This window comes from Acinetobacter sp. CWB-B33 (assembly GCF_039655955.1).
Classification (GTDB): domain Bacteria; phylum Pseudomonadota; class Gammaproteobacteria; order Pseudomonadales; family Moraxellaceae; genus Acinetobacter; species Acinetobacter bouvetii.
Window position 1 is genome coordinate 86,676 of sequence record NZ_JAGFEU010000002.1, and the last position, 11,892, is coordinate 98,567.

The 11,892-nt window shown below is 47.5% G+C and carries 9 protein-coding genes; 7 read left to right on the forward strand and 2 right to left on the reverse strand.

The window, feature by feature from the left end; all coding sequences use genetic code 11:
• Positions 1-29 precede the first annotated feature (29 nt).
• Positions 30-2,864 carry a ribonucleoside-diphosphate reductase subunit alpha gene (locus tag JZ784_RS06725; protein WP_346314323.1) on the reverse strand — a complete coding sequence of 945 codons (2,835 nt, stop codon included), beginning with the start codon at positions 2,862-2,864 and terminating at the stop codon, positions 30-32.
• Between the two features lie 599 nt (positions 2,865-3,463).
• On the opposite strand from JZ784_RS06725, the gene bfmR reads away from it, so the two are divergent.
• Both bfmR and bfmS read left to right on the forward strand, forming a co-directional pair.
• On the forward strand, positions 3,464-4,180 hold the full coding sequence (bfmR, locus tag JZ784_RS06730; RefSeq protein WP_005007943.1) for a response regulator transcription factor BfmR: 717 nt from the start codon (positions 3,464-3,466) through the stop codon (positions 4,178-4,180).
• A 40-nt stretch (positions 4,181-4,220) separates the two neighbouring features.
• Positions 4,221-5,897 carry a sensor histidine kinase BfmS gene (gene bfmS, locus JZ784_RS06735; protein WP_346314324.1) on the forward strand — a complete coding sequence of 559 codons (1,677 nt, stop codon included), beginning with the start codon at positions 4,221-4,223 and terminating at the stop codon, positions 5,895-5,897.
• A 56-nt stretch (positions 5,898-5,953) separates the two neighbouring features.
• Here the strand turns inward: bfmS and JZ784_RS06740 are convergent, their stop codons facing one another.
• Positions 5,954-6,310 carry a hypothetical protein gene (locus JZ784_RS06740; protein WP_005007947.1) on the reverse strand — a complete coding sequence of 119 codons (357 nt, stop codon included), beginning with the start codon at positions 6,308-6,310 and terminating at the stop codon, positions 5,954-5,956.
• A 624-nt stretch (positions 6,311-6,934) separates the two neighbouring features.
• Here JZ784_RS06740 and ndhC point away from each other — a divergent pair.
• The 5 genes from ndhC to nuoF all read left to right on the forward strand — a co-directional run bounded on the left by ndhC (position 6,935) and on the right by nuoF (position 11,889).
• Positions 6,935-7,480, forward strand: coding sequence for an NADH-quinone oxidoreductase subunit A (gene ndhC / locus JZ784_RS06745; protein WP_346314325.1), 546 nt, complete (start codon positions 6,935-6,937; stop codon positions 7,478-7,480).
• Between the two features lie 7 nt (positions 7,481-7,487).
• On the forward strand, positions 7,488-8,165 hold the full coding sequence (locus JZ784_RS06750; RefSeq protein WP_005007953.1) for an NADH-quinone oxidoreductase subunit B: 678 nt from the start codon (positions 7,488-7,490) through the stop codon (positions 8,163-8,165).
• A gap of 87 nt (positions 8,166-8,252) precedes the next feature.
• Positions 8,253-10,040: an NADH-quinone oxidoreductase subunit C/D gene (nuoC, locus tag JZ784_RS06755; RefSeq protein WP_005007955.1), complete on the forward strand. Its 1,788-nt coding sequence runs from the start codon at positions 8,253-8,255 to the stop codon at positions 10,038-10,040.
• 14 nt (positions 10,041-10,054) lie between these two features.
• Positions 10,055-10,564 (forward strand): NADH-quinone oxidoreductase subunit NuoE, encoded by a 510-nt coding sequence (gene nuoE, locus JZ784_RS06760; protein WP_005007957.1) that lies wholly within the window; start codon positions 10,055-10,057, stop codon positions 10,562-10,564.
• The gene (gene nuoF, locus JZ784_RS06765; RefSeq protein WP_005007958.1) at positions 10,561-11,889 is read left to right on the forward strand and encodes an NADH-quinone oxidoreductase subunit NuoF; all 1,329 of its coding nucleotides are present in this window, start codon (positions 10,561-10,563) and stop codon (positions 11,887-11,889) included. The genes nuoE and nuoF overlap by 4 nt, the downstream gene beginning before the upstream one ends.
• The last annotated feature ends 3 nt before the right edge of the window (positions 11,890-11,892 follow it).

The window sequence follows — 11,892 nt, forward strand, 5'->3', positions numbered from 1 at the left end:
GGATTTAGGGGGATTAAAAACCTGTCAGCTTACTGACAAGCTTCACAATCAGGATTATCAATTGAACATGCCATTGGCACTGGTGCCGCATTTGCGAAACCATCTTCTTCAACCGCTTCAGGTTTTTTCGCTTCAACAACAGGAGCCGCTGCGGCAACAGGTGCTGCAGCTGCAGTCGCTTTAACTGCATTCAATGCGCCGGTGTTAATGGTCGATTTCTCTGCAGAAGTCGCGCCCAATGCACGCAGGTAATACGTGGTTTTCAGGCCGCGCAGCCATGCCATTTTGTATGTCATGTCCAGTTTCTTGCCGTTTGCACCAGAGATGTAAAGGTTCAGAGACTGAGCTTGGTCGATCCATTTTTGACGGCGTGATGCTGCGTCCACAATCCAGCGCGGCTCAACTTCAAACGCAGTCGCGAAGATCGCTTTCAGCTCTTCAGGAATACGTGCGATTTTTTGAACAGAACCTTCAAAATGTTTCAGGTCGTTGACCATCACAGAATCCCAAAGCCCGCGTTCTTTCAATGCACGTACCAAGTACGGGTTGATCACTGTGAATTCGCCAGAAAGGTTAGATTTCACATACAGGTTTTGGAATGTCGGTTCGATTGACTGAGACACGCCGCAAATGTTTGAAATGGTTGCAGTCGGTGCAATTGCCATCACGTTCGAGTTGCGCATGCCGTCTTTTTGAACTTTGGCACGCAGAGTGTCCCAGTCCAAACGCTGTGTGCGGTCAACTTCAAACATGCGTTCAGGGCGTGATTTTGCAACCAGATCTAAAGAGTCAATTGGCAGGATGCCTTGATCCCACAATGAACCTTTAAATGTTTCATAGGTGCCGCGTTCAAGTGCGAGATCGCTCGACGTTTGAATCGCGTAGTAAGAAATCACTTCCATCGATTCATCGGCAAAATCAACAGCAGCTTCTGAACCGTAAGCCAATTGCATTTCATACAGCGCATCCTGGAAGCCCATGATGCCCATGCCGACTGGACGGTGTTTCAAGTTCGAATTGCGCGCTTGAGGAACCGCATAGTAGTTGATGTCGATCACGTTATCGAGCATGCGGACTGCAGTTTTTACGGTACGCGCCAGTTTTTCACGGTCAAGAACACCGCCTTGAACGTGCTGCACAAGGTTGATTGAACCTAAGTTGCAGACTGCAATTTCATCGGCATTGGTGTTCAGCGTAATTTCTGTACACAAGTTCGATGAATGCACTACGCCAACGTGCTGCTGCGGAGAACGCAGGTTGCAGACGTCTTTGAATGTAATCCAAGGGTGGCCAGTTTCAAACAGCATAGACAGCATTTTGCGCCACAAATCTTTTGCACGGATTTTTTTGTGCAATAAGTTTTGTTCTTTGGCAATGCCTTCGTAGTACGCATAGCGTTCAGCGAATTCTGCGCCAGTCAAATCATGCAGGTCTGGCGTTTCAGACGGCGTGAACAGTGTCCATTCCGCATCTTCAAATACACGCTGCATGAACAAGTCTGGAACCCAGTTTGCTGTGTTCATGTCGTGGGTGCGGCGGCGGTCATCGCCTGTGTTTTTACGCAGCTCTAGGAATTCTTCGATGTCCAAGTGCCAAGTTTCAAGGTATGCACAGACTGCGCCTTTGCGCTTGCCGCCTTGGTTCACTGCTACAGCGGTATCGTTAGCAACTTTCAGGAAAGGCACAACACCTTGAGACTTGCCGTTTGTGCCTTTGATATATGAGTTCAAAGCGCGAACAGGAGTCCAGTCATTGCCTAAGCCGCCAGCCCATTTAGACAGCATCGCGTTGTCACGCATTGCGCCATAGATGTTGTACAGGTCATCGCCAATGGTGGTTAAGTAGCAGCTCGACAATTGCGGACGCAATGTGCCTGAGTTGAACAGGGTAGGCGTAGACGCCATGTAATCGAAGCTGGACAATAAGTTGTAGAATTCGATTGCACGGTCTTCACGGTTTTCTTCATTGAGCGATAGGCCCATTGAAACACGCATGAAGAACAATTGCGGCAATTCAAAGCGCACGCCATCTGAATGGATGAAGTAACGGTCAAATAAGGTTTGCAGGCCTAAGTAGGTAAATTGGTTTGAGCGTTCAGGCTGAATCGCAGCGGCCAATTTAGCCAAGTCAAAGTTAAGCAGCTCTGGTGAAAGCAGATCAAGTTCAATCCCTTTTTTCAGGAATGTCTCTAAAGCATCGCCTTCATTGGTTTCTGCAGCCAGACCCAGGAACTCCAAACCGGTCGCAACCAGGTTGTCACGAAGCAAACGCGCAGTCACGTAAGTATAGTTGGGTTCTTGTTCAATGCGGGTACGGGTCGCCATCATCATTGTGGTTGCAATGTCTGACTCTTTTACGCCGTTGTATAAGTTTTTAACGGTTTCATCGATAATGGCCTGAACGTCGATGCCTTCCAGTCCTTCAGCTGCTTTCGCAATGTGCGCTTCAAGCGCGCCAAGATCCAGCGGGCGAAGCTGGCCGTCTGCAGTGGTAACCTGCAGGGTCGGGTGGTGATTGGCGCCAGTCAGCTTGCGCGCTTCAGCGCGCTGTTCACGGTAAATCACATAAGAACGGGCAACTTTCTGTTCGCCTGTGCGCATCAGCGCAAGTTCAACTTGATCTTGAATTTCTTCAATGTGGATTGTGCCGCCAGACGGTAAACGGCGCTGGAACGTATTTAATACCATCTCGGTAAGTTGAGAAATACGATCGTGGATACGGCTAGAGTCAGCGCTTTGCTGGCCTTCAACAGCCAAGAACGCTTTGCCGATCGCTACAGAAATTTTTTCCGCATCAAAAACAGCAACATCACCGGTGCGCTTGATCACCTGCAATTGGCCTGGGGTAGACGTGATTACGCTCATGTCAGCATAGCTCCATTGTCATCTATTGTTATGTTTGTAGACCGTTTGAACCGGGCAAAAACTATGCCACAGTGTTTGAGGTTTAAACACAAGACTTAGTGGTTTAAAAATGAATTGGACACAAGATACGGGAAAATTTAGGTCAGATCAATATTGACATTTTATTAAATATTTTAATCTGTTTCGATGGAAATCCTTCTCGAAAAAATCCCTATTTTTTATCTTTCTTGTTTAAGCCTTATTGGACAAGGGCATAGCATAGCAAAGCTGAGTTTAAGTGCTTATAGATAACCTTGTGGATAAGTTGAAAAGCTAAAAACTTATTTGCGTCATGGTTCATCTGATTGCTGTAAATATAGGCATTGGTTATTTTTTATGCTTTTTGTAACTGAATAATTTGAGAAATGCCTGAAAAAGCGCGTATCGGAAAATACAGCGAATTCAATGCTTGAAAATTCTTAACAAATTGCGGTCTTGATGTATCAGTTTCGTGAACAGCATCTTGTTTACAATGTAAACGTGTGTATATTGCAAAATATATTGAATTGTATCTTTTGGATTTTTAAGGGATACGTCCAGTCAAATAAAGGGGCACTCTAATGAGCCAAGAAGAAAAGTTACCTAAAATTTTAATCGTTGAAGACGATGAGCGTCTTGCCCGCTTAACTCAAGAATACCTTATCCGCAATGGACTTGAGGTTGGGGTAGAGCCGGACGGCAACCGCGCAATCCGCCGCATTATTGCAGAACAGCCGGATATGGTGGTTTTGGATGTGATGCTGCCGGGTGCAGATGGCTTAACGATTTGCCGTGAAGTGCGTCCGCATTACCATCAGCCAATTTTAATGCTGACTGCGCGCACAGAAGACATGGATCAGGTGCTTGGCCTTGAAATGGGTGCAGATGACTATGTGGCAAAACCTGTGCAGCCGCGCGTATTGCTGGCGCGTATCCGCGCATTGCTGCGCCGTACAGATAAAGCGCCGGAAGATGAAGTAGCGCAGCGCATTGAGTTTGATGATCTGGTGATCGACAACGGCGGCCGTTCTGTGACGCTCAATGGCGAGTTGGTTGATTTTACCAGCGCCGAATATGACCTGCTGTGGCTGCTGGCGTCAAACGCTGGCCGTATTTTGTCGCGTGAAGATATTTTTGAGCGCCTGCGCGGTATTGAATATGACGGTCAAGACCGTTCGATTGATGTGCGCATTTCACGTATCCGTCCAAAAATCGGCGATGATCCGGAAAATCCAAAACGTATTAAAACTGTACGAAGCAAAGGCTATCTGTTTGTAAAAGAAACTAACGGCATCTAATTGATGCCGTCCCTTTGAGGCTGAAGCAGGACAGGTCTAAGTGTTAAAGCACAGTATTTTTTTGCGCATTTATGCAGGACTGGTCATCTTGGTGGTATTGGTGGCTTTGTTCGGCTATTTGCTGGTGCAAATCATCAATTATCAGCGCGCGCAGGAATACCGCGAGTCCCTGACGGACGGCATGGCTTATATCATCAGTGAAGGCATTGCCCGTCAGCCGAATGAACAGCAGCGCATGGATTGGATCTCCGATGCGTCCAATCTGCTGGAATTGCCCATCTATTATGTTAAAGCCGACAAGGTGGACTTAACCCGCGCCGAAGCGAAGCGCATTGAAGAGCGCAAAGCGGTTGTGCGCTGGGATGCGCAAACCAATGTGGCCTATATCATTATCGGCCTGAAAGATGATGCCAGTCACCTGCTGTATATCAAGGCTGAAAATATCACTGAACGGCAAATGAAGGCCCTGCCTGTGTTTGTGCTGGATTATTTGGTGTATTACCCGGGGCAGGAAAAAGAATATCTGCAGCGCATTCAGCATTATTTTGCTTATCCGATGCAAATTGAAGATGTTAAAAACCTGCCTTTGGATTCAGAACAGATCGGCCGCTTAAGGCTGGATCACAGCATTATCCTGTACCGCGACAGCGCAACAGTGCGCGGCACGACCATTTCTATTGTTTCGCCAATTCCAAGCTCAACCACTGAAGTGCTGGTGATGGGGCCTGTGCCGTTATTCAATTGGATGCCTTTTCAGCTGGCTGCTGGCATTACCTTGCTGAGCCTGTTTGTGTTAAGCCTTGGGGTGTATGGCCTGCTGGTGCCAATGCAGCGCAAGCTGCGCGCGGTGAATTATGCATTGAATAAAATGAAGACCGGTGACATGTCTGTGCGCCTGCCTGTGGAGAGCAGTGATGAAATGGGTTCACTGGCGTCCAGCTACAACTCGATGTCAGATCATATTCAGCGTTTGATTGAGGCGCAGCGTGAGCTGATGCGAGCTGTATCGCATGAATTGCGTACGCCTGTCGCCCGAATCCGTTTCGGCGTGGAAATGATGGCGGATGAAGAAGATTACGAATACCGCCAGCATCAGGTCGAACAGATTGATAAGGATATTGAGGCGCTCAATACCTTGATTGATGAAATCATGACCTATGCCAAGCTGGAGCAGGGCACGCCGTCATTGGATTTTGAGCAGATTATCCTGTTTGAAGTGCTGGATCAGGTGGTGATCGAGACTGAAGCGCTGAAAACCGGAAAAACTCTGGAACTGCAGGCGCCGCCGCTGACCGTTGTGGTGGATGCTGAACGCCGCTATCTGCACCGCGTTATTCAGAATTTGGTGGGCAATGCGGTGCGCTATTGCGACAATAAGGTGGTGATTAGCGGCGGGCTGGACGGCAAAGGCAATGCGTACATCTGTGTGGAAGATGACGGGCCTGGGATTCCTGAAGACGAGCGCAGCCGTATCTTTGAAGCGTTTGCCCGCTTGGATAACAGCCGTACCCGGGCATCAGGCGGTTATGGGCTAGGCTTGTCGATTGTCAGCCGCATTGCATATTGGTTTGGCGGTTCGGTGCATATTGATGAAAGCCCGAGATTGGGCGGCGCGCGTTTCATTATGCAGTGGCCTGCCAAGCGTTTTAAAGACAGTAAGCGCAAAGCTGGCGAGGCCGCGAAGGATTCGGACAGCGAAAGCTTGAACGTTAAATAAGGCGCTAAAGCCAAAAAAGCCATTCAATTGAATGGCTTTTTTTATTGCTTGAGTTTTTATTCGTGAACGGATGCGTCTGGCGCAATAATGTCTTTGCCGTTTTTTAATGCGGCCAGCGCATTGGTATTGAAATCAATCAGCAGTGAATTGTTTTTAGCATCAATAGCATAGCGGCTAATTAATTTTTCATCGCCATTCAGTGTTTCAACTTTGTATTCATCGGCAATATTCATGATGCCGTCTAGGTTGGTTGTTGCTGAGGCTTTGTCTTGACGGAACAATTCGTAGATATCACGCAAATCAAAAATGGCATTATCTGCGTCTGGGTGTTTTGCTACATAGTTTTCAATGTGACGGATAATGAGCTGGGCAAACAAAAAGTAGTCTGGCTTATGCGTAAACTCTAGATTCATGTATTGCTCCTTTTTCGAGTGATTTGATTGTTTTATATAGGAATAGCACAAAAAGAATTAAATGCAGATAGGCGGCTTAAATTTGCTGCAAAAAAATACAAAGCCGAATGAAATAAGTGCAGTTAATAGCGCGTGCCGACGCAGCGGGGGAGATTATTTTGCAATGCGGCAGCGCCGTTGCAAGAGGTAGGTAAAAAGTTGGCTGGCAGTTAAAAGTGCCAGAATGATAGATTTTTTATTGTTAAAATTATCATAATGTGAAAATTCAGTGAAAAAATAAATAAAAGCTAGGTTGCTGGTGAATTTCTCAATCATGCGGTGATATTTTGTGCTTTGAAGTTTGGAGGTGCGCTTTTGAAATGTGCTGAAAATAGAAAATTTGTAAAAATAATAATAGCTTAAAAATTTATTTGATAAGGCGGTAAATAGGAGTGAAATACGGCTTTAGTCGAGAGTTTTAAGAAAAATGCTTAAAAAATCATCCCAAAGACTAAGGCTTATAAGCTAGCAAGATACATCATCAATCAGGTACAATTGGCGGGATTAATTTTGTGTTTGGTGTATTTGAAGGCCAATACATGCATTCTTTGTTAATAAATTAGGCCTGCCAGGAGTTATCCCCGCATGAGTGCCATTACTCCATACGATTGGGCAATTATTGCCTTCGTGATCGGCGTTACATTTCTATGCGTCTTTATGCTCACAGTCCCGTTACTCCTAGGGGGTAAATCGTGGGGCCGTGCTAAGCAAGAGCAGTTTGAGTCAGGTGTTGTCGGTGCAGGCGGTGCGCGTATCCGCTTGTCTGCAAAGTTCTATTTAGTTGCAATTTTCTTCGTCGTTTTTGATATCGAAGCGCTCTACCTCTATGCATGGTCTACATCTGTGCGTGAAGCGGGCTGGTTCGGTTTTACGACGGTAGTCATCTTTGTGGTCGATTTATTGATTGCATTGGTTTATGCCGTGAAGGTTGGCGCGTTGAATTGGGCGCCAACAGATAAGCGTAAAACTGCCGGCCGAGAGCTGAAAATTGGTTCGCCAAACATGGACATTGCAGAAATTACCCGCTTTAACTCAATTGAAGAATTGGTACTTGACCCTACTGGTCAAATTCCAGCTCAATCATCTGGCCGTGTGAAAAAATCTGCGGCTGCATCATCTGATAAGGAGTAACCCGGGAATGAAATATACATTAACCCGTGCGAATCCGGATGCTGATCAATATCCGCTTCAAGAGCGTCAAATCGTGACAGATCCGCTTGAAGAAGAAGTGAATAAGAATGTATTCATGACCCGTTTAGAGGACTTGATGCATACAGCAGTAAACTGGGGCCGTAAAAACTCAGTTTGGCCGTTCAACTTTGGTACCTCTTGCTGCTACGTAGAGTATGCAACAACGTTAACTGGCGTGCATGACTTGTCGCGTTTCGGTGCCGAGGTTATCCGCGCTTCACCGCGTCAGGCGGATGTGATGATTGTGGCAGGAACCTGCTTCATGAAAATGGCGCCAGTCATTCAGCGTTTGTATGAGCAAATGCTTGAGCCGAAATGGGTAATTTCCATGGGCGCTTGTGCAAACTCAGGCGGCATGTACGACATTTATTCTGTTGTGCAAGGCGTGGATAAAATCATTCCTGTGGATGTGTACATCCCAGGCTGTCCGCCGCGTCCTGAAGCATTAATTCAAGCATTAATGTTATTGCAAGACCAAATTCAATTAGAGCGCCGCCCATTGTCAGCGGTTATCGGTGATGATCTTCAGCCAGTGTATAAGCCAAAGATGCAGCCGGAACGCGACCGCAAGCAAGCACAGCGCATTGCTGTGAAAAACCTGCGCTCTATGGATGAAATTAAATAATTTAAACGATGAATGTTTGATACACCCGGTCCGGGTGTAATTGTCGTTTAGGTTGACTGAATTTGTATTAAATAGGAAGCCAAGCCAATGGCTGAAACTGAAATTGCTATGCCAGAATCAACTCCCGTTGATTCACGCCCAGCATTTGCAATTGTAGAAGAGCTCAAAGCCAAATTTGGCGAGAACTTCTACGTGCAAACGACTTTTGAAGACTTTCCTACAGTCTGGGTTGAGCGCGCACGTGTGCAAGACGTTTTAATGTTCTTGCGTACAGTGTCACGCCCATACGTGATGCTGTTTGACTTGTCTGCAGTAGACGAGCGCCTGCGCACGCACCGTGACGGTTTGCCTGCATCAGACTTTACAGTGTTCTATCACTTGCTGTCTCTTGAGCGCAACAGCGACATCCGAATTAAAGTTGCATTGAGCGAGAATGATGTAAATCTGCCGACTGCAACCAATATTTGGCCAAATGCCAACTGGTACGAGCGTGAAGCTTACGATATGTTCGGGATCAATTTCGAGGGGCATCCAATGCTCCGCCGTATTTTGCTGCCGACTTACTGGGAAGGCCACCCGCTGCGTAAAGAATATTCTGCGCGCGCTACTGAATATACACCGTATATGCAGAACCAGGCGAAACAGGATTTCGAGCAGGAACACCTGCGCTTTGTGCCTGAAGATTGGGGCCTGAAACGCGGCAACGCCGATGAAGACTTCATGTTCCTGAACTTGGGTCCGAACCATCCGTCTGCGCACGGTGCATTCCGTGTGATCTTGCAGCTGGACGGCGAAGAAGTGAAAGACTGCGTGCCGGACATTGGCTATCACCACCGCGGTGTGGAAAAGATGGCTGAACGTCAAACTTGGCACTCATTCATTCCGTATACCGACCGTGTGGACTACTTGGGCGGCTGTGCGCAAAACATGCCTTACGTCATGGGCGTAGAGCAAATGGCGGGCATTACTGTGCCTGACCGTGCGCAATGCATCCGCGTCATGATGTCTGAATTGTTCCGCATCAATAACCACTTGCTGTTTATTGGTACAGCGATTCAGGATGCCGGCGGTATGACGCCGGTATTCTATATGTTCGCCGACCGTCAGAAAATCTATGACGCCATCGAAGCGATCACGGGTTACCGCATGCACCCAGCATGGTTCCGTATTGGCGGTACAGCGCATGACCTGCCAAATGGCTGGGAAAAGCTGATCCGTGAAATTTTAGACTGGATGCCGGGCCGCTTGAAAGAGTACTACACTGCAGCATTGAAAAACTCAGTGTTCATTGGCCGTACCCGCAATGTCGCTCAGTACGATGCAAAATCTGCATTGGCATGGGGTGTAACAGGTACGGGTCTGCGTGCGACAGGTATCGATTTTGACGTGCGTAAATACCGTCCTTACAGCGGTTATGAAAACTACGATTTCGATGTGCCTTTAGAGTACGAAGGCGATGCCTATGCGCGTGTGATTGTGCATTTCCGTGAAATTGAAGAATCGCTGAAAATCATTAAGCAATGTTTAGACAACATGCCTTCTGGCGCATACAAGGCGGATCATCCGCTGGCTGTTCCACCGCCGAAAGATAAAACATTGCAAGATATTGAAACTTTGATTACGCACTTCCTGAGCGTGTCATGGGGTCCTGTCATGCCTGCTGGTGAAGCATCTGTAATGGCGGAAGTGGTGAAAGGCGCGTCGAACTACTACTTGACTTCAGACAAGTCAACGATGAGTTACCGTACCCGTATTCGTACACCGACCTTCACGCATTTACAGCAAATGCCTTCTGTGATTAACGGCAGCTTAATGTCTGACTTAATCATTTATTTAGCGACCATTGACGTCGTAATGGCTGACGTGGATCGCTAAGGGGTAAACGCATTATGATGATTTTGACTGATAAAAAGCCGCGTGTGAATGTTGAAGGGATTTTGACTGCAGAAGAAATCCACGATATTCAGCATCACATTGAGCACTATCCGTATCCACGCGCTGCGTGTTTGGATGCGCTGAAATGTGTACAGCGCCGCAACGGCTGGGTAGATGACGCGCAGATGAATGCGATTGCTCAAATGCTGAGCATGAGCCTTGCAGACCTTGAAGGCGTGGCGACATTCTATAACCGCATTTACCGTCAGCCTGTTGGCCGCCATGTAATTTTATTATGTGACTCAATCGCTTGCTTCTTGATGGGCGCGGAAACTTTAGCTGAAGCATTTCAGCGTGAATTGAGCATTCAGTTTGGTCAAACGACTGCTGACGGCCGGTTCACATTGCTTCCGATCTGCTGCCTGGGCAACTGCGACAAAGGTCCAACTTTGATGATTGATGAAGATACTCACGGACTGGTTGAAGTGACATCAATTAAACAGTTATTGGAGAAGTATGTATGAATACTGAACCAAAACCAATTTACGGCGACGGCAACCCGGAAACTCATCCGCTGACATGGCGTTTGAGCAAACAGGCCAATGTTCGCAGCGCAGATGACTACGAAGCGCTTGAAGGCTACGCAGGCTTTAAAAAAGCATTGACCATGCCGCCAAAAGATGTGCTGGACGTGATCAAAGCTGCAACGGTCAAAGGCCGCGGCGGTGCAGGTTTCCCGGCAGGGATTAAATGGTCGCTGATGGCGCCGAATGACGGCGGTCCCCGTTACCTGATCTGTAATGCCGATGAAATGGAACCAGGCACCTTTAAAGACCGTTTGCTGATGGAAGATCTTCCTCACCAATTGATCGAAGGGATGCTGATTGCCGGTTATACCCTTGAAGCAACGCAAGGTTATATCTTTATCCGCGGTGAATACATCGAAGCGGCTGGCTACTTAAATGAAGCATTAGAGCAAATCCGCGCTAAAGGCTATTTGGGTGAAAACATCCTAGGCTCTGGCTGGAACTTTGAGCTGCACGTGCATACAGGCGCGGGCCGTTATATCTGCGGTGAAGAAACTGCATTGATTAACTCGCTTGAAGGCCGCCGCGCGAACCCGCGTACGAAACCGCCTTTCCCGCAAGTTGCTGGGGCATGGGGTCGTCCTACGATTGTCAACAACGTTGAAACTTATAACAACTTGCCGGCAATCATGCTTCGCGGCCCAGAATGGTATATCGGCTTATCTGCGGGCAAATCGAAAGATCCAGGCACTAAAATTTACGGCGCTTCAGGCAAAGTAAAATACCCAGGCCTTTGGGAACTTCCTTTCGGTACCACTGCGCGTGAAGTGATTGAAGACCACGCTGGCGGCATGCGTGATGGCTTAACGCTGAAAGCATGGCTTCCGGGCGGCGCATCTACAGACTTCTTGGCTGCAGAGCATATCGACCTTCCGATGGATGCTGAAAGCATCATGAAAGCAGGTTCGCGTTTAGGTACGTGCCTACTCATGGTGGTTGATGAAACGCAATGCATGGTTTCAGCAACACGTAACTTAGAAGAATTCTTTGCGCGTGAATCATGCGGTTTCTGTACGCCTTGCCGTGACGGTTTGCCATGGGCGGTTAAAGCGCTGAAAGCACTCGAAGACGGCACAGGCAAGAAAGAAGATATCGACCACTTGCAAGAACTGACTCGCAAGCTTTGGATTGGTAAAACTTTCTGTGCGCATGCTCCAGGTGCGATGGAACCATTAATGGGCGCACTTAAATATTTCCGTAGCGAGTTTGAAGCAAAAGTAGTTGATGCTGCTGCTAAAACTGGCAACGTAGAACAAGCTTAAGGA

Bases quoted from the DNA above. Each gene is read 5' to 3' on its own strand.
- JZ784_RS06750 (WP_005007953.1), top strand. From the start codon at position 7,488: ATGAAATATACATTAACCCGTGCGAATCCGGATGCTGATCAATATCCG.
- JZ784_RS06740 (WP_005007947.1), bottom strand. From the start codon at position 6,310: ATGAATCTAGAGTTTACGCATAAGCCAGACTACTTTTTGTTTGCCCAG.
- bfmR (WP_005007943.1), top strand. From the start codon at position 3,464: ATGAGCCAAGAAGAAAAGTTACCTAAAATTTTAATCGTTGAAGACGAT.
- nuoE (WP_005007957.1), top strand. From the start codon at position 10,055: ATGATGATTTTGACTGATAAAAAGCCGCGTGTGAATGTTGAAGGGATT.
- nuoC (WP_005007955.1), top strand. From the start codon at position 8,253: ATGGCTGAAACTGAAATTGCTATGCCAGAATCAACTCCCGTTGATTCA.
- ndhC (WP_346314325.1), top strand. From the start codon at position 6,935: ATGAGTGCCATTACTCCATACGATTGGGCAATTATTGCCTTCGTGATC.
- JZ784_RS06725 (WP_346314323.1), bottom strand. From the start codon at position 2,864: ATGAGCGTAATCACGTCTACCCCAGGCCAATTGCAGGTGATCAAGCGC.
- nuoF (WP_005007958.1), top strand. From the start codon at position 10,561: ATGAATACTGAACCAAAACCAATTTACGGCGACGGCAACCCGGAAACT.